The sequence below is a fragment of the Bacillus cereus group sp. MYBK108-1 genome (assembly GCF_051917185.1).
GTDB lineage: Bacteria > Bacillota > Bacilli > Bacillales > Bacillaceae_G > Bacillus_A > Bacillus_A cereus.
Window position 1 is genome coordinate 128,121 of record NZ_JBQAHZ010000002.1, and the last position, 17,348, is coordinate 145,468.

Sequence of the window (17,348 nt, forward strand, 5' to 3'; positions counted from 1 at the left end):
TTTTGTTTACTAAAGCACAAGAACTTTTAGCGTCCTACTTTGGTTATTCTTCGTTTCGAAGAGGACAAGATGAAACAATTAAAAATGTACTAGATGGGAAAGATACGGTTTGTATTATGCCAACGGGTGGCGGTAAGTCAATTTGTTATCAAATTCCGGCATTAGTATTTGAAGGCACGACGTTGGTTATATCTCCTTTAATATCACTTATGAAGGATCAAGTAGATACATTGGTACAGAATGGCATTTCAGCTACATATATTAATAGTTCTATTTCGATTGCTGAAGCAAATCAGCGAATTCAATTAGCGAAACAAGGACATTACAAATTACTTTATGTCGCGCCTGAGCGTCTTGATTCGATGGAGTTTGTTGACCAACTTATCGATATGAAAATCCCTATGATTGCGATTGATGAAGCACACTGTATTTCACAGTGGGGACATGATTTCCGTCCAAGTTATTTACATATACATCGCATATTAGATTATCTTCCAGAAAAGCCGCTCGTATTAGCATTAACAGCAACAGCAACACCGCAAGTACGTGATGATATTTGTAATACACTTGAAATTAATAAAGAAAATACAATTATGACAACGTTTGAGCGTGAGAACTTATCGTTTTCTGTCATTAAAGGGCAAGATCGAAATGCATATTTGGCGGATTATATTCGTCAAAATCAAAAGGAATCTGGGATTATATATGCAGCTACTAGAAAAGTAGTCGATCAGTTATATGAAGATTTAATGAAGGCAGGAGTTTCTGTATCAAAATATCACGCTGGTATGAGTGATAGTGATCGAAATGAGCAACAAGAACTCTTTTTACGAGATGAAGTAAGTGTAATGGTAGCAACATCTGCATTCGGGATGGGTATTGATAAATCGAATATTCGTTACGTAATTCATTATCAGCTTCCAAAAAATATGGAAAGTTACTATCAAGAAGCAGGACGTGCTGGTCGTGACGGATTAGATAGTACATGTATATTGTTATATTCTTCTCAAGATGTACAAGTACAGCGTTTTTTAATTGATCAATCAACTGGAGAATCACGTTTTTCAAATGAACTTGAAAAATTGCAAAATATGACCGATTACTGTCATACAGAACAATGTTTACAATCATTCATTTTGCAATACTTTGGAGAAGAACCGAAAGAAGATTGTGGACGCTGTGGTAATTGTACAGACAATCGCGAGAGCATCGATGTGACAAGGGAATCACAAATGGTTTTATCATGCATGATTAGAACGAACCAACGCTTTGGAAAGCAAATGATAGCGCAAGTACTAACTGGGTCGAAGAATAAGAAAGTTATTGAATTTAATTTTCATACTTTACCAACGTATGGGCTTTTATCGAACCGTAGTGTAAAAGAGGTCAGTGAGTTTATTGAGTTTTTAATTTCAGACGAGTTAATTGCAGTTGAGCATGGCACTTATCCGACGTTAAAAGTAACAGAAAAAGGGAAAGAAGTATTACTTGGTAAAGAGAATGTTTTACGAAAAGAACGAGTAGAGACAAGACAAATTGTTCAAGACCATCCTTTATTTGAAGTGCTTCGTGAAGTACGTAAAGAAATTGCACAAGGAGAAGGTGTACCTCCGTTCGTTATTTTCTCTGACCAAACATTGAAAGATATGTGCGTGAAAATGCCGCAAAGTGATTCCGAATTGTTGACGGTAAAAGGTATCGGAGAACACAAACTTGTGAAATATGGCTCGCACTTCTTACAAGCAGTTCAGCATTTTATTGAAGAAAATCCAAATTATGCTGAAACGATTAAGACAGAAGTAGTTTCAGAGCGTAAAAAGTCAGGAAAAGCGTCCGCAAATTCTCATTTAGAAACGTATGAAATGTATAAACAAGGTATTGATTTGAATGAGATTGCAAAAGAACGTAACTTATCAAGACAAACAATCGAAAACCATTTAATTCGCTGCTATGAGGATGGAATGGAAGTAGATTGGAAAAGCTTTGTTCCAGCAGAGTATGAATCTCTTATTGAAACTGCCGTTCAAAATGCAGATGGTGGTCTGAAATCTATTAAAGAACAGCTTCCGAATGAAGTGAGTTACTTTATGATTCGTGCTTATTTACAAATAAGAAAGTAGAGGCATATAAAGGGGATAAGAATTTATGTATCATGTTTTCGTTTATGGCACGTTAAGAAGAGGACAAACGAATGCTCATTATATGCTAGGTGCAACATGCATCGCAGACAGAGCTTGGACATATGGCAAATTATTTGATACGAACGAAGGATATCCGGCCATGACTTATTCGATTGAAGAACAGGTGTATGGAGAAGTTTATGTAGTAAATGATGAGATATTGTGTAAGTTAGATGAACTAGAAGAATATACAGGTAATGCGGAGACTGATTTATATGATCGAATCACGCAAACAGTATATGTTGCTGATAGGGAAATTGAGGCATATGTGTATATCGCTCAAGATAAAAAGATGTTAAAGAAAGTGATAGACTCTGGTGACTGGCTTATGTATCAAAAAATATAATAAGGTAGTTTTAAAAATTGGAAAGCAGATAATGACGAATTCATTATCTGCTTTTTATTGTGTGAATAATTGTCGTTCTCTTTTTATTCTTATAGTTCTTAGTACGATTCCAATTCCGAGAAATAAAACAGTAGCAGCGACCCCGCTAATAGGATTTAACCAAAAATCACTACTGTTTGTAAGGGTAATAATCCCTGTTAGGGTAACTAAAACAGTAGGAACAGCATCCTCAATCGCATGCATGATAACGCATGGCCAGACGGATTTTGTAAGTCTATATATTTCAACATACATAATTGACCAACAAACCATAAGGATATAGCCAGATAGAAGCATATTTAATCTTGAGATAGATTCAAAATATTCATTTGAAGAGCCTCCTTTACTTTTATTTATCCTACTATTTATGGGCAGTAAAGCGCCCATTGATTAAATTCTTTAATTTTTACAATGTTTTTTAATAGATAAATTAAATAGGAGACAAATAGAAAGTAGTATCTTTTGCATGCATCATTATACTATATGTGTATTTGTGTGATTTAGATGTTGCATATTCTTTTTAAATTAGAAAGATGAAAAGTAAGTTTTTTCGGAAAATTTAAATGGAAACTATTGACTTTATGATTGGATTTTTAATACAATGATACTTCGACTGAAAAATTAGAACGGACAGGAGGGAATCGTCGAAATGAGCAACATATTTGAAGATGAGTTACAAAAAATGAAGGATACTTTACATACGATGGATAAGCAATTGGATAAGCTTGAAAAAATCCCAGTTTATTATGGAGAAGATTTTAAAGAGCAAATTCTTGAAAGTATGAGGGAGTCTAATAGACAAAACTTACGTATTGGTGTGCAAGAGCCGTACTTTGGAAGGTTAGATTTTCAGGAAGATGGAAAAGAAGAAGTTATGCCGATTTATATCGGAAAAGTAGGGGTTTCGGATATGGACACGATGAAGCCAATCATTATCGATTGGCGGGCACCTGTCGCAAGTATGTTTTATTCATTTACCGGTGGAGACGAATTAGCATTTTATCAATCACCAGATGGGTTAGTAGAAGGTGATGTGTATTTAAAACGAAACATTTCCATTCGAAAAAGAGAACTTGAACGTGTTGTTGATACATATGTAAAAGGAAATGAAGATGTATCGCATGCCGATGATTTTCTTCTATATCGATTAGGTGAGAATAAAGATAATAAGCTAAAGGATATTGTTTCAACGATTCAATCGGAACAAAATGATATTATTCGAGCGGAAAGAAATTTACCATTACTTATTCAAGGGGTTGCAGGGAGTGGAAAGACAACAATTGCTTTACATCGCCTTGCTTTTTTAATTTATGAATATCGTGAACAACTAGAAGCAGAAAGAATGATCGTATTTGCGCCGAATAGTCTGTTTTTAGACTATATTTCGAGTGTACTTCCTGAATTAGGTGTAGGGAATATTAATCAAACAACGTTTCCGGATTGGGCATTACGTACGTTAGATGATTCAGTGAAACTAAAGCAGACAGAAGAAAAATTGAAAGAAGCATTTTCAATTAGTCGTGATGAAAAGAAGGTAATGCTAGGTAAATTAAAGGGTACGTTGGAATTTAAGACGTTTATTGAAGAGAGAATGATCCAATTTGAAAATGAGTTAGTTCCGACAAAAGATTTTGAGGCGTGGGATAGAGCAATTATTCCAGTAGAAGATATTAAAAAATGGATGCAAGTTGAATATAAACATTATCCTTTACAGAAAAGAAGAGAACGATTAGTAGGACGAATGAAGCGCTGGATTGAAATTGAACTTAAAAAATTCGGGGAAACAAACGAGAAAAAATTACTTAAAAAAGAAGCGACTAAGAGACTGAACGCATATATGAAGTTTTGGCCGAAAATGAGTGCTCTTTCACTGTATAGTTCAATAGTAAAAAGTAAAGAAATACTTGAGGTATTACCTGAAGAACTTGTTAAAGAAACAGAAAAGAGTTGTCGTAAAAAAGAAGTGTATGTAGAAGATTTACCAGCTTTAATATACATACATCATCGTATAACAGGGATTGAAATCGGGCAGAAGTTTCATCACGTTGTTATTGATGAAGCGCAAGATTTTTCGCCTTTCCAAGTTTATGTATTAAAAGAAATTACATTAGGTAATTCTTTCACTATATTAGGTGATTTATCGCAAGCGATTTATGATTACCAAGGAATTGAAGATTGGAATGCTTTTAAGGAAGTATTCCAAGAAACCGGTTATTATGAATTGACAAGAAGTTATCGTTCTACAAAAGAAATTATTGAATTTGCAAATGAAATAATTAAAAATGCAGAAATCCCAGTAGGACTCGCAACACCAGTCTTCCGCAGTGGAGAAGATGTGAAAGTAATTCATGCAGAAAATCAATTTACTGAAATTGTGAAGACGGTAAAACATTTGCAAAATGCAGATGTGAAAACAATTGCGGTAATCGGAAGAACAGAAGATGAATGCCGTGATATATATGTGAAATTAACAAATGCAGGATTAACGGTCAACGTAATTGAAGCAAACCAAAGTAAATATGAAGGTGGTATATCAGTAGTACCTGTCTATTTAGCGAAAGGTTTAGAATTTGATGCGGTGCTTTTAATTGATGTGGATGAAGAACATTACAAAAACACAAAACATGATGCAAAATTACTATATGTCGGATGTACGAGATCACTTCATGACTTATGGATTTTCCATAGTGGGGAAGCGTCACCTTTAATTAAAGGATTAAAATAAAGTGGAACTATAATCAGTGGGGAGTTTTACTGCAAGCTAATGTGGGATAAATATAAAAAGAGGATTTCTATTACTGTCTACTTAACAGGGAGATGACTATGAAGATCCTCTTTTTATATTGAAATTAATGTTCAATTTTAAACGAATAAAGCCATTAATATTAAATTTTGATAGCTATCATCCAATTTTACACCCTTTGCTTTTCTACCCTCTTCAAAGAAGCCTAGATTCTTATATAACTGGATTGCACCTAGATTATCTTCCATTACCTCAAGACAAACTTTTTCAATCTTACTGTTATTTTTAGCCCAATTGATTAACGTTTCTAGAAGAGCTCTTCCAATACCATAATTTCGATATTCAGGTAGTATGGTCATCGCAAAAGCCCCTTGATGACTAATTTTTTCTTTGTTTCCGTTCTTAAAATCTATTGCACCGACTAACTTACCATCAACTTCAGCAATAAACTGTACATAATTTGGATTTTCATGATAAGCTTTTAACGTTTTTTGAATAGCATCGATACGTACCTTTTTTACATCCTCAACCGTACTTAGCATGTATGGAGCGTTTATTAAAGCTTTTGAAGCAGAATCTAGTATTCTTTCTGCATCCTGTTCTTTAGCTTCTCTAATTATTACTGTTTTTCCATCCTTAGATTTATAAGTAAAAACATTAGTTGATAAGATACTACACACACCCTTTCGGAATATAATTAATTAAAATTTTCAACTGTTTCGCGATTCTTAAGTAAGAAAAAGTCGTATCACCTTTTTCTGCAATCGTTCTGCTTCAACTTAATAATGATTATTTCAAATATTTATAATTTTTACAAGGATTCATTCCATTATATAGTCCGATTGTTGAATAACATGACTGGCGTTTTTCAAACAATTTTATTATGTTTTAAACAACTTTATTATCTCTGTACAAGATGAATTAACGACTTGAGCTGTTGTGTAAATAATATACAATGACCATTTCTAATTCCTTAGTTTGTTCTTTTTCCCATATACGAACAGCATCTACTGGAGTTTGTGTATGTTTTAACCAATCTAGAATAAGGTGTAGTTGTTCTTGTATTTGACCAATGTTTTGCTCCTTTATGTTCTTATTCTGAATTCTATTAATTAATTGAAGCATATAGGGAAGTTTTTCTATACATTCGCTTAAATCTCCGCAATAACCTGAAGGGAATTCATGTGTACCAAATTCTAAAGTATGGATGTAATTAGAAACTAGGTATATCATAGCTTCTTGTTCGGTATCACCACCTAATTCAATCGCTTTTCGAAGGAATTTTTCTAAATCGTCATCTTTATTGCTAGAGTCCATATAAATTCCTATCCATCTAAAAGGTCTTGAATCAAATGGGTTGTTTTCTGTCCATCTATATAGAATGTCTATTAGAAAACTATTTAGTGAAAAAGTTAAGACCTCATCTTTTTCGTTTAATGCATCTAAAATAGTAAACAGTGAAATGGCAAACTCTTCTTGATCTTTTGATTCCCATTTCTTTGCATTTGAAATAAATGTCTCTAAAGGTTTATAAGCTAATTTTCGAAGTCCCGCTTCGCGATGCTGACAATAACAAATAAAATCATGCCAATGTTCATTTGTATTCATATGTATAATAATAGTTTGTAATGCAGTGAGAGGTTTATCCATTATAAGTCCCCATTCTATTAAGCACGTGTTGAAAATTTATTGTTATTATATCATTACATAAATTAAAGTAGGAAGAATTTAAGATGGATTTTATTGGTCACGGAATCCAATCAATTGGTAATGTAGCGGTTCTAACAGGACTCATTATTGACTTTGAAGATGAAACGTAAAAAAGTTATTATGTTTATCTGAATATTGAGGGAATACAAGAATTTTATTTATTTAATTTTTAGAAAAAATAGACTATAACTTTAATGAATGGTATAATTTCCTTGTTATTGGAATTAAAATGAAAATATTAGAAGAAAAAGGATAGGGTTGGTTTTAATGGGGGATTCTGATCACAAAGAAACAAAGGCAATATTAAAGTTATGGTTTATTTATATACCACTTGCATTTGGAGAGTTTGTCTTTTCGAATATCATAGATTATTTAAAAAAATAAAGATTTTGCATTTGAAAAACAATTAACCTAATTTAATTGTTTTTTTATTTTTCTCTAATAAACCAAACAAAAATAAAGATTTTGAACAAGATGAAGTTTATGAAGGAAATAACGTTGATTAGGTGCTGAAAACGGGAATCATTCAAGCATGGTAATTCGCCATTTTTATAGCTTCCTATAGTGAAATGTTATGTTCACATCATATGTATACGATATTTGTAACTTAATATAGCATTACTGGAACTTCAAAATTAGTAGTTAGTGCTATAGATATATAACTTAGCTAAAAAAGCAAAAATCATATAATTTGCGCTTTTTATTATCCGTTTTTTGGTAAATGATTATAGTTTTTGTCACATTAATACTGTACGATACATAGTATAAAACACATACTGTATGACATATAGTAATGGAAATGAGGTGAGTGAATGGATACTTTATTAAACTCGTTAATTACTGAGTTAAGAAGAGGGACATTAACGTTAGCTGTTTTAAGTCAATTAAGAACGCCGCAGTACGGATATTCACTTGTCCAGTTATTGGAGCAATCAGGGATTACAATTGATCAAAGTACTTTATATCCACTACTTCGCCGATTAGAAAAGCAGGGGTTAGTGACGAGTAGTTGGGATAAAACAGAGAGTAGACCTCGTAAGTATTATGTTTTAAGTGAATATGGATTAGAGATATTTTTACAATTGAAAAAGCAGTGGGTAAAGGATTCGAAAGAACTTTATAACTTATTAAAGGAGGAGGACGAAAATGAGTTTGATTGATATGTATGTCCATGAAGTTGCGAAGAGATTGCCTGAACAAAATCGTGAAGATATTACACTTGAACTACGGTCAACAATAGAGGATATGTTACCAGACGATTATAATGAGGAAGATGTGAAGAGCGTACTCGAAAAATTGGGAAGTCCAGTTTCATTGGCTAATGGGTACTTGGATAGACCAATGCATTTAATTGGACCACGTTATTTTGATGTATATACGACGCTATTAAAAATGATTATACCAATTGCAGCTGTTATTGCGCTCATTTCAATGGTTGCAGAAAATTTTATAGGCTATAATGGTGATCAAGCGGTATTAAATGTTATTTTACAATTGATAGGTAAAGGTATAGGGGAAATTTTTGAAGTGGGTCTCCATGTATTTTTCTGGTTGACACTTGTGTTTGTTATTTTAGAAAGAACAGATAAAGACAAAGGTATCGAGCCGTTGACGACAAGTTTAAAAAAATGGACACCAGATGATTTGAAAAACATCTCGTATATCCCAAAGAAAAAAGCAATCTCGAAGTTTGAAGTTTTTGGAGGTTTAATGTGGACAGCAATATGGGCTACACTTTACTTTTATGCGAATCATCTTGTAGGCGTATATCATGGTACAGAAAACGGATTGAAGTTTGTCGCGCCAACGTTTAATCAAGATGTTTTGCTTCAATACTGGCCCCTAATTTTGGTTATGATCGTTTTCGAAGTAGCTATATCACTTTATAAGTTAGTACAGGGACAATGGACGAAAAGGTTGGCAATTGGAAATGCTATTCTTCAAGTAGTCGGAACAATCATATTCATTGTAATTGTAGTAAATCCACATTTATTAAACGAAGGATTCATTACGTATTTGGCAAATGCATTTACTATTTCCTCAGAGGAGTTTAAAACGTGGCTCATTGGGGGAGGAATTTTCTTCTACATGTTATCTGCTGCAATAAATATACTTGATGGTTTCCGAAAAGCTAGTATTCGTATGTAGATAAAAATCGGAAATTTCGATAAAATAAAACTATTGAAAAGATAGTGAAATAAGATGAACATGATGAAAGGAAGAAAACAATGATAAGGGAAGCAACGAAAAGAGATTTAGCATACATTTTAGATATTTATAACGATGCGATACTTTATACAACAGCTGTATATGCGTATAAACCTGTAACCCTTGAAAATAGAATAGATTGGTATGAACAAAAAAAGGCTGAAGGGTATCCAATTTTCGTATATGAATCAGATAATAAAGTAGTAGGATTTGCGACATTTGGACCATTTAGAGCTTGGCCTGCTTATAAATATTCAATTGAGCATTCGGTGTATGTTGATAAGGATTATAGAAAAAATGGGATTGGGACGTCTTTAATGAAAACATTAATCGAAATTGCAAAGGAAAGAGAGTATATGACCTTAATTGCTGGAATTGATGCAGAGAATGAGAAAAGTATTGCCTTGCATCAAAACTATGGATTTATTCATGCAGGAACAATAAAAAAAGCTGGTTATAAGTTTAATAAATGGCTAGATTTAGCTTTTTATCAGCTGGAACTTAACGGTCCTGAAAATCCTATAGAAGAATAAATATTTTTCGGTAGCAAGAAAAAATTCATGCTACCTTTTTCTTATTTTAATAGCTAATGAAAAGTTTTTTTACATTCAATGTTGAAATATTAGAAGTTAATATAACGATATAAAAAGAGGGATGGAAATGGAAACTGTTATAAATAAAATAAAAGAGGTACAATCTAATTATGTGGGAATGGCAATTTATTCTACAAAAGATAATCGGATAGTTGCTTCATATAATAATGAATTAAATATTCCGTTAGCATCAGCAGCAAAATTAGTCATTGGATTTGTAGTAACGCAAATGGTGAAGGAAAATAAACATAATTGGAATGATATACTTCATCACATTAAATTTAATCCGCATGAAGATAGTGCGCAGTTATATCCGCATTTACAAGGAAGAACTTCTTTAACACTTAGTCAAGCGGTAGAGGTAATGATTGCTTGTCATGATAGTTGCGTTGCACAGTCAGTTGTAATGCACTGTGGTGGATGGGATGCTGTGAAAATGTACGCACAAACGTACTTTTCAAAAATTTATATACAAGAGAATGCTAGAGATGAGAAAAATGTTGGAGAATTAAGTGAAGTTCTTGCCCTTTTCATACAAACCTTTCAAGGTTATAAATCAGAACCAGAATTATGGGAACCAATTATTTGCGGCATGGTAAGACAGCAAGGAGAGTATGAAGAAATCCCATATTATCATCTAGCTCATATGAAAGGTGGATTACTCACAGCTACAATAAATATTGGTATTATAGGAATGTTTAACGAATTTCCGCTTCTTTATGTGATGGGGGAAAAGATTTACCGAATCGCCGTGAAAATAAAGAGGTAGATGAAGCTTTTGCAGTAGTTTTAAAGTACATATACAAAGAATATAGTGAAAGCATGCTAGGAGTGAGCGATTGAAAAGAAACTTAAAGACTTCAACAATCATTATTTTAATTTTAACGATTATTGCTCTTGAAGTTGGAATCGCACTATATGATCACAATTTGTCATTAGATACAATTTACTTTGCAGCGATCCTTATTTGTATTGTATTGCTTTTTGGCACACGTGTTTCTGAAGTGAAAGAAAGTACATCGAAACGAGGACGAAGAAAAATAGCTGTTATATTTTGGCCATCTGTTTTATTGTCTATCGCTTGTTTTGCAGTTATAAGTTACATAAGGGTAGGCTATGTCTCTGTACCAGGGATAATTGGCTTTTCATGCTTTATTACATATGGTGGATTCGTTTTGATTAGTATTTTAAAAGGGAAAAATAAAATGTAGCTTACTAAGTTGAAAGGAAGCAATGTATATGAAACATATAGAGAACGGTACACGTATTGAAGGAGAATACATTAAAAATAAAGTTATTCAATATAATATGTCCATCTTAACAGATGAAGTAAAACAGCCGATGGAAGAAGTAAGCCTCGTAGTAAAAAATGAAGAAGGAAAAATATTTGGTGGTGTAACAGGTACGATGTATTTTTATCATCTTCATATCGACTTTTTATGGGTTGATAAATCAGTTCGTCATGACGGTTATGGTAGCCAACTTTTACATAAAATTGAAGAAATTGCGAAGGAAAAAGAGTGCAGATTAATATTGCTAGATTCATTTAGTTTTCAAGCACCAGAATTTTATAAAAAGCACGGTTACAGGGAGTATGGTGTCGTTGAAGATCATCCGAAAGGTCATAGTCAGCACTTTTTTGAAAAGAGATTATAATAATATTATGTATACTGATTGATGGGAGGAAGCATATGTACACGTATAAATTGCAACAAGAACAACCAATCTGTGCAGAAAAAATAAAGAAGCTTTATGATTCTGTCGGTTGGTGGCCAGAAAGAAAAGAAGTCGATATTGAAAAAATGTTAAAGAATAGTATAGCCATTGGAGTATGGGAAGAAAATGAATTAGTTGGATTTACTAGAGTCGTTTCTGATGGTGTTTTTCGAGCATACATTGAAGATGTTGTCGTACATGAGAGTGTAAGAAATAAAGGTATTGGAGAGAAAATGCTTACAATATTACTTCGAGAAATATCTCATATTGATATTGTTAGTCTATTTTGCGGTGAGAAGCTAATAAAGTTTTACGGTGAGCAGCAATTTCAAGCAACGAAGCAAATTGTGATGCATCGTAATCAAACAGGGAAAGAATAAGAGGTGCCAATTAAAATGAATGCAACAAGAGCGTACTGTTTATCGAAAAGAAAAGCGACAGAAGATTCTCCAGATGGCTGGAGTGCAACGTGTATGAGGCTTAATAATAAAATATTTGCGATAGTAAATCATGAAGAAGGCGAAAAAGCTGCGATTACATTGAAGTGTGATCCAGAAGTCGCATTAAGAATAAGAGAAGATTATCCAGAAACAATTATTCCAGGGTATCATATGAATAAAAAACATTGGAATACTGTTTATATTCATAAGGATATAGAGCAGGAGCAAATTAATAAAATGATTGATTGGTCGTATGATTTAGTACTACAATCATTTTCAAAGAAAAAGCAGCAGGAGTTAATGGATTAATATGTATTAGGAGTGTGTGTAATGAAAGATTCGATTAAAGATACGTATGATAAATTAGCGAGTACATATAAAGAAAATCTAGATTTCGCAAATCCATATAACAGTTATTATGAAAGACCGGCGATGATGGAGCTTATTCCAAAGGAACTAGAAGGAAAAAAGATACTAGATGCTGGATGTGCAGCTGGATGGTATACTTCTCAATTCATAAAAAGAGGAGCAAATGTTACAGCAATTGATGTAAGTCCTGAAATGGTAAAAGCAGCAAAAGAAAATATAGGAGAAGAAGCAAGGTTCCTTTGTCATGATCTGCAAGAAACATTGCCATTTAAAGATAATACATATGATGTGATTGTAAGTTCATTAACTCTTCATTATATAGAAAATTGGAATCAAGTATTTCAAGAATTTCGTCGTGTATTGAAGCCAGGTGGGGAACTTATTTATTCTATTCATCATCCTTTTATGGATTTCACAAAGTTTCCATGTGAAAATTATTTTGAAAAACAGTTATTAATAGATACTTGGGTTAAACCGAATATTACTATTGAAGTCAAGTTTTTTAGAAGATCATTACAAGACATACTAAATGAAACTACAAATTATTTTGTATTAGAAGAGATAGTAGAACCGAAGGCAATTGAAAAAATGAAAGAAGTAGACGAAAAATCATATTATTATCTAAATACGAATCCACATTTTCTTATCATTAAAGCAACTAATAAATAGCTAGTAAAATAACTTTGTTTTACTAGCTATTTACAGTTTTACATTACATATTAGGGGACTTTAAAATGAATACGAAACGAAATAGAGTAGTATATGCACTATTTACTATAGTTATTATTATTTTAGGTCTTAGCTCAAGAAAGTTTGCTTTTGCACTACCACATCTATTAAATGATTACTTAGGCGATGCTTTATGGGCATTAATGATTTTCACTGGCTTTGGATTTTTGTTTCCTAAAACAGAGACGAAGAAGTTGGCTTTTATTAGTTTAATGTTTTGCTACGGGATTGAAGTGAGCCAATTGTATCATGCGGAATGGATAGATAATATTCGTGCAACGACTTTAGGTGGACTTGTGTTAGGGTACGGATTTTTGTGGAGTGATTTAGTTGCTTATACAATTGGTGTTGGAGTGGGAGTACTGTGTGAGGTTATTTTTCGGAAGACATAAGAATTGTAAAAGGGGTATTTGTAAATGGAACAAGCACTGGAAATTGCAAAGTTTTGGTTTCAAAATGAACATGTCACAGCTACTGTAATTCAACAAAAAGTAGCGAAGGTTATATGCAAGAATAAAGAGTATATTTTAAAGAAAACAGGATCAATAAAGCAACTTCTAGTTGAATTCGATGTTTTGAAGCAACTGTATGAAAAGGGAATTAAAGTACAGAGAGTAGTAAAGACAGAAAATGATGAACAATATGTATTATATAAAGAAAAATATTATTGCTTATATGAGTATGTTGCCGGAAGTGTTTTAGAAATAAAAGATACGAATAAGCTGGAAAGGCTAGCAAGTACAATTGGAGAAGAAATAGCTAATCTGCACAAAGCATTACATTCGGTGAATAGTGACCATGAGTTAATAAAAAGAGATTTATATAGGATGGTATTTGAATGGGCTATACCGATTTTAGAAAAGAATGAGTATGTTCATCGAGAGGTAATTCAAAAGATGGAGCGAATGCACGCAGCTTTCAAGGAAACAGTCCATCCATTACCGAGACAAATTATTCATCGTGATATGCATCTATCAAATGTAATCTTTAAAGATGATAAACTGGAAGGGTTTATAGATTTTGAGATTTTAGAAAATAATGTAAAAATATTTGATTTATGTTATTGTTGTACAAGTATATTAAGCGAGCTATTTAGTGATGAAAGATTAAGAGGGAAATGGTTACATATCGTTAGCAAAGTCTTTGAAGGTTATTATAAACAAAATGATTTAACGAAAGAAGAACTAAAAGCCATTTGGTATGTTATGCTTTCAATTCAAATTATCTTTATTGCTTATTTTGTCCAGTTACCAGATTTATTAAAGTTAAATGAAGAAATGTTCTCCTGGATTTTCGCTAATAAGGAAGCTATTGAAGAAGTTATAGAAGGTATCGTAAAGGTATGAAAAAAATAATATTAATTGGTTCTGGTGGTTCAGGAAAATCTACATTACCAAGGCAGTTAGGGAATAAATTAAATATTAAGGTGCATCATCTTGATGCATTATTTTGGAAACCGAATTGGGAAGGTGTTCCGAGAGAAGAACAAATAGCAGTTCAAAATAACTTAATTAAAGATGAGAAGTGGATTATTGATGGGAATTATGGTGGGACGATGGGTATAAGACTGAATGCAGCTGATACAATTATCTTCCTTGATATTCATAGAACAATTTGTATTTATCGTGCTTTTAAAAGAATTGTAAAATACCGGAATAAAATAAGACCAGATATGGGCGCGGGATGTGAAGAAAGATTTGATTTGCAATTTTTTAAATGGATATGGGAATATCCTAATGCTAAACGACCTACAATTTTAAAAGGGTTAGAGCAATTGCCGGAAGAGAAAAAGGTTATTGTTTTAAAATCTCCAAATGAGGTTCGGAAATTTTTAGAGCACATATAATAATAGAATGTGACACAACAATTCTTTTTGGATCTTACCGATTAGTTTAATTAAACTAATCGGTTTTTATTATGAAAAATTTAACGCTTTTTGAAAATTGTATTTTGTAATGAGTATATGACTTTAAGTTCATATAAAATGAACGTTTGGAGGAATAGAAAATGACTAACGATTTAATTCAACTAATCGATTCATTAATGGTCAATATTCCAGCTGGAGAGGTAGTATTAACAGATGATCGAATAAAAAAAGAATGGCTAGTACAAATTCAACCATTTCTTCTTGCAAAGTATGCTGTAACAATGGAACTATATGATGCTATTACAAATAGTACATTAAATAATTTTGATAAAAATCATAAACCAGTTGTCAATATTTCATGGAACGATGCCATTGCGTTTTGTAATGTACTTTCAAAAAAAGCGGGATTAAAAGAATATTATTCTATTAGTGATGGTGGTCAAATTGTGAAATGTAATTTAGATTCAAATGGCTACCGATTACCATCTGAGGCGGAGTGGCAATATGCATGTAAAGCAAGTACAACCGGATATACATACGGGAAACTTCATGATATAGCGTGGTATAATGAAAATTCAAATGGAGAGATTCATGACGTTGGCCAAAAAGAACCGAATGCATGGGGACTTTATGATATGCTAGGGAACGTTTGGGAATGGTGTTATGATTTGTATGATGAAACAGTGTACGGATCATACCGTATTTTTCGTGGTGGTAGTTGGGCTGAAACAGCGAGAGGGTGCGGCGCTACTTGTCGTCGTCGAAGCCATCCTACATTTCATATAGATGATCTCGGTTTTAGACTCGCTAGGTCAATTTAGTAGGAACATGATACGAACAGCTAGGAAAAGAGTATGGAAAGAATCCGTACTCTTGCCAACATAGAAATGATTTAACGTAAGGAGTGTTTATTATGGCGCGTGTTTTATTTATTAATGCTGGATCAGAAGGACATATAAATCCAACTTTACAAGTTGTAGATGAATTGATTTCTCGTGGTGAAGAGGTCGTTTATTTTTCAATAGAAGCTTTCAGGGAGCGGATTGAGAAGACAGGTGCTACTGTACGAACGATTGATGATCAAAAATTTATAAAAACGTTTCTATCTGGAGGCAGAAATTATTTGCAGGAAAGAATAAATGGCCTTCTACATACAGCGGATATTGTAATACCTAGCGTTTTAGAACAAATTGAAGGTGAACATTTTGATTACATAATTCATGATTCTATGTTTGGCTGTGGCCATTTAATTGCTTAAATCCTTAAACTTCCAGCCATAAATTCATGCACATCTTTTGCGCAGGATGAAAAATCCTTTGAGCAAATGTTAGGTCATCTATCAAAAAATATCCCAGTAGAAATTTATGATAAAATACAGAATGATTTTCAAAACTTAACGAAGGGAATTGCTGAAAAATATGGTGTTGAAATAAAATCATCGTATGAAGTTTTCTGTAATCCTGCACCCCTTACTATTGTATATACAATTAAGGAGTTCCAGCCTTTTGGTGATACGTTTGATGAAACATATAAATTTGTAGGACCATCTATCTCTGCACAAATGAAAAACAGAGACGTTGATTTTACTTCAATTGAAGAAAAAAGTCCGATTTATATTTCATTAGGTACTGTTTTTAATGAAGCGATTGACTTTTATAAACTGTGTATGAAGGCCTTTGAGAATAGTGAGCATACAATTGTTATGTCTATTGGTAGTAAAACAAAAATAAGTGATCTAGGCGAAATTCCTAAAAACTTCATTGTGAAAAACTATGTACCCCAAACTGAGCTGCTTACATATACGAAACTATTTATTACACACGGCGGGATGAACAGTGCGCATGAAGGACTGTATAACGGGATTCCGCTCGTTGTAATACCGCAAAGTGCAGATCAGCCAGTAGTCGCAAAGCAAGTGGAGAGTCTTGGAGCAGGAATAAAATTACAAATGCAAGGATTAACTGCGGATCAACTAAGTGAAAGTGTAGAAATGGTATTAAATAATCCGTCATTTAAAGAAGTTGCTTTGAATTTGAAGAAATCTTTCCAAAAATCAGGTGGATATAAGGAAGCTGTTGATGAAATTTTTATATTTGTAGGTCAGTGAAAAAATGAAATTATACATTAGAAAAGCATCTAAATAGGATGCTTTTTATTTAACTTTATAATTCTTATTTTTAATATCTAGTATGGTTAAAACTAAGGCACTGAGAGATATAAGTATAAGAATAAAAGTTAACCAGTTAAATGTATTGTCAATTATGAAGTAAAGATGATAGATAAATATATTCGAATTTTATTTTAAAATGTTAGGACTTAGTTTTACATGTTAGTAATAATTTCACTGTTTCTGCACAACTTCTGCACATACTCAGGTAATTTCTATGTCATGATATATTCATAAAGTG

Annotated in this window: 17 protein-coding genes and 4 pseudogenes; 18 read left to right on the forward strand and 3 right to left on the reverse strand. The window is 32.7% G+C overall.

Translation table 11 applies throughout. From position 1 onward, the window contains the following. Window positions 1-2 precede the first annotated feature (2 nt). Together recQ and ACTFSL_RS05010 are read left to right on the forward strand one after the other, a co-directional pair. Window positions 3-2,120 (forward strand): DNA helicase RecQ, encoded by a 2,118-nt coding sequence (recQ, locus tag ACTFSL_RS05005; RefSeq protein ID WP_072770035.1) that lies wholly within the window; start codon window positions 3-5, stop codon window positions 2,118-2,120. 25 nt (window positions 2,121-2,145) lie between these two features. Further along, the gene (locus ACTFSL_RS05010) at window positions 2,146-2,526 is read left to right on the forward strand and encodes a gamma-glutamylcyclotransferase family protein (RefSeq protein ID WP_000274908.1); all 381 of its coding nucleotides are present in this window, start codon (window positions 2,146-2,148) and stop codon (window positions 2,524-2,526) included. A gap of 54 nt (window positions 2,527-2,580) precedes the next feature. Here the strand turns inward: ACTFSL_RS05010 and ACTFSL_RS05015 are convergent. Continuing rightward, window positions 2,581-2,895, reverse strand: a pseudogene (locus ACTFSL_RS05015) (CPBP family intramembrane glutamate endopeptidase); the annotation flags it as partial. A 319-nt stretch (window positions 2,896-3,214) separates the two neighbouring features. Here ACTFSL_RS05015 and ACTFSL_RS05020 point away from each other — a divergent pair. Then, complete coding sequence (locus tag ACTFSL_RS05020; protein ID WP_440041280.1) at window positions 3,215-5,290, forward strand: HelD family protein; 2,076 nt, start codon at window positions 3,215-3,217, stop codon at window positions 5,288-5,290. A 137-nt stretch (window positions 5,291-5,427) separates the two neighbouring features. Here ACTFSL_RS05020 and ACTFSL_RS05025 read toward each other — a convergent pair whose 3' ends face one another. Together ACTFSL_RS05025 and ACTFSL_RS05030 are read right to left on the reverse strand one after the other, a co-directional pair. Further along, the gene (locus ACTFSL_RS05025; protein ID WP_000337118.1) at window positions 5,428-5,988 is read right to left on the reverse strand and encodes a GNAT family N-acetyltransferase; all 561 of its coding nucleotides are present in this window, start codon (window positions 5,986-5,988) and stop codon (window positions 5,428-5,430) included. 241 nt (window positions 5,989-6,229) lie between these two features. Continuing rightward, a complete protein-coding gene (locus ACTFSL_RS05030) occupies window positions 6,230-6,958 on the reverse strand; it encodes a hypothetical protein (RefSeq protein ID WP_440041282.1) in 729 nt (242 codons plus the stop codon). A gap of 92 nt (window positions 6,959-7,050) precedes the next feature. Between ACTFSL_RS05030 and ACTFSL_RS05035 the strand changes: the two are divergent. The 15 genes and pseudogenes from ACTFSL_RS05035 to ACTFSL_RS05105 all read left to right on the forward strand — a co-directional run. Beyond that, window positions 7,051-7,125, forward strand: a pseudogene (locus tag ACTFSL_RS05035) (DUF6944 family repetitive protein); the annotation flags it as partial. Between the two features lie 705 nt (window positions 7,126-7,830). Beyond that, complete coding sequence (locus ACTFSL_RS05040) at window positions 7,831-8,178, forward strand: PadR family transcriptional regulator (protein ID WP_103621491.1); 348 nt, start codon at window positions 7,831-7,833, stop codon at window positions 8,176-8,178. After that, window positions 8,165-9,166 carry an HAAS signaling domain-containing protein gene (locus ACTFSL_RS05045; protein WP_440041284.1) on the forward strand — a complete coding sequence of 334 codons (1,002 nt, stop codon included), beginning with the start codon at window positions 8,165-8,167 and terminating at the stop codon, window positions 9,164-9,166. Before ACTFSL_RS05040 ends, ACTFSL_RS05045 begins: the two co-directional genes overlap by 14 nt. A gap of 80 nt (window positions 9,167-9,246) precedes the next feature. Further along, window positions 9,247-9,759 (forward strand): N-acetyltransferase family protein, encoded by a 513-nt coding sequence (locus ACTFSL_RS05050; protein WP_440041286.1) that lies wholly within the window; start codon window positions 9,247-9,249, stop codon window positions 9,757-9,759. Between the two features lie 127 nt (window positions 9,760-9,886). Next, window positions 9,887-10,662, forward strand: a pseudogene (locus tag ACTFSL_RS05055) (serine hydrolase). Next, on the forward strand, window positions 10,659-11,030 hold the full coding sequence (locus ACTFSL_RS05060) for a hypothetical protein (RefSeq protein ID WP_440041287.1): 372 nt from the start codon (window positions 10,659-10,661) through the stop codon (window positions 11,028-11,030). Before ACTFSL_RS05055 ends, ACTFSL_RS05060 begins: the two are co-directional and overlap by 4 nt. Before the next feature lie 28 nt (window positions 11,031-11,058). Continuing rightward, window positions 11,059-11,475, forward strand: coding sequence for a GNAT family N-acetyltransferase (locus tag ACTFSL_RS05065; protein ID WP_000680416.1), 417 nt, complete (start codon window positions 11,059-11,061; stop codon window positions 11,473-11,475). A 35-nt stretch (window positions 11,476-11,510) separates the two neighbouring features. Beyond that, entirely contained in the window at window positions 11,511-11,915 is a 405-nt protein-coding gene (locus ACTFSL_RS05070; protein ID WP_440041289.1) for a GNAT family N-acetyltransferase, read from the forward strand. Window positions 11,916-11,930: 15 nt separating this feature from the next. After that, window positions 11,931-12,284, forward strand: a complete 354-nt coding sequence (locus ACTFSL_RS05075; RefSeq protein ID WP_000994620.1) for an MmcQ/YjbR family DNA-binding protein — start codon at window positions 11,931-11,933, stop codon at window positions 12,282-12,284. Window positions 12,285-12,305: 21 nt separating this feature from the next. Then, window positions 12,306-13,013 carry a class I SAM-dependent methyltransferase gene (locus ACTFSL_RS05080; RefSeq protein ID WP_440041291.1) on the forward strand — a complete coding sequence of 236 codons (708 nt, stop codon included), beginning with the start codon at window positions 12,306-12,308 and terminating at the stop codon, window positions 13,011-13,013. Between the two features lie 65 nt (window positions 13,014-13,078). Further along, entirely contained in the window at window positions 13,079-13,465 is a 387-nt protein-coding gene (locus ACTFSL_RS05085; RefSeq protein ID WP_088338685.1) for a DUF2809 domain-containing protein, read from the forward strand. 24 nt (window positions 13,466-13,489) lie between these two features. Beyond that, a complete protein-coding gene (locus ACTFSL_RS05090) occupies window positions 13,490-14,419 on the forward strand; it encodes a phosphotransferase enzyme family protein (protein ID WP_000434081.1) in 930 nt (309 codons plus the stop codon). After that, window positions 14,416-14,919, forward strand: a complete 504-nt coding sequence (locus tag ACTFSL_RS05095) for a DNA topology modulation protein (RefSeq protein WP_088338684.1) — start codon at window positions 14,416-14,418, stop codon at window positions 14,917-14,919. Before ACTFSL_RS05090 ends, ACTFSL_RS05095 begins: the two co-directional genes overlap by 4 nt. A gap of 161 nt (window positions 14,920-15,080) precedes the next feature. Beyond that, the gene (locus tag ACTFSL_RS05100; RefSeq protein ID WP_088338683.1) at window positions 15,081-15,761 is read left to right on the forward strand and encodes a formylglycine-generating enzyme family protein; all 681 of its coding nucleotides are present in this window, start codon (window positions 15,081-15,083) and stop codon (window positions 15,759-15,761) included. 92 nt (window positions 15,762-15,853) lie between these two features. After that, window positions 15,854-17,047 (forward strand): annotated as a pseudogene (locus ACTFSL_RS05105) (macrolide family glycosyltransferase). Window positions 17,048-17,348 lie beyond the last annotated feature (301 nt).

Excerpts from the sequence above, each read along its gene's own strand:
- ACTFSL_RS05090 (WP_000434081.1), top strand. The coding sequence starts at position 13,490 with ATGGAACAAGCACTGGAAATTGCAAAGTTTTGGTTTCAAAATGAACAT.
- ACTFSL_RS05080 (WP_440041291.1), top strand. The coding sequence starts at position 12,306 with ATGAAAGATTCGATTAAAGATACGTATGATAAATTAGCGAGTACATAT.
- ACTFSL_RS05070 (WP_440041289.1), top strand. The coding sequence starts at position 11,511 with ATGTACACGTATAAATTGCAACAAGAACAACCAATCTGTGCAGAAAAA.
- ACTFSL_RS05050 (WP_440041286.1), top strand. The coding sequence starts at position 9,247 with ATGATAAGGGAAGCAACGAAAAGAGATTTAGCATACATTTTAGATATT.
- ACTFSL_RS05065 (WP_000680416.1), top strand. The coding sequence starts at position 11,059 with ATGAAACATATAGAGAACGGTACACGTATTGAAGGAGAATACATTAAA.
- ACTFSL_RS05040 (WP_103621491.1), top strand. The coding sequence starts at position 7,831 with ATGGATACTTTATTAAACTCGTTAATTACTGAGTTAAGAAGAGGGACA.
- ACTFSL_RS05085 (WP_088338685.1), top strand. The coding sequence starts at position 13,079 with ATGAATACGAAACGAAATAGAGTAGTATATGCACTATTTACTATAGTT.
- ACTFSL_RS05075 (WP_000994620.1), top strand. The coding sequence starts at position 11,931 with ATGAATGCAACAAGAGCGTACTGTTTATCGAAAAGAAAAGCGACAGAA.
- ACTFSL_RS05010 (WP_000274908.1), top strand. The coding sequence starts at position 2,146 with ATGTATCATGTTTTCGTTTATGGCACGTTAAGAAGAGGACAAACGAAT.
- ACTFSL_RS05100 (WP_088338683.1), top strand. The coding sequence starts at position 15,081 with ATGACTAACGATTTAATTCAACTAATCGATTCATTAATGGTCAATATT.
- ACTFSL_RS05045 (WP_440041284.1), top strand. The coding sequence starts at position 8,165 with ATGAGTTTGATTGATATGTATGTCCATGAAGTTGCGAAGAGATTGCCT.
- ACTFSL_RS05095 (WP_088338684.1), top strand. The coding sequence starts at position 14,416 with ATGAAAAAAATAATATTAATTGGTTCTGGTGGTTCAGGAAAATCTACA.
- ACTFSL_RS05020 (WP_440041280.1), top strand. The coding sequence starts at position 3,215 with ATGAGCAACATATTTGAAGATGAGTTACAAAAAATGAAGGATACTTTA.
- ACTFSL_RS05030 (WP_440041282.1), bottom strand. The coding sequence starts at position 6,958 with ATGGATAAACCTCTCACTGCATTACAAACTATTATTATACATATGAAT.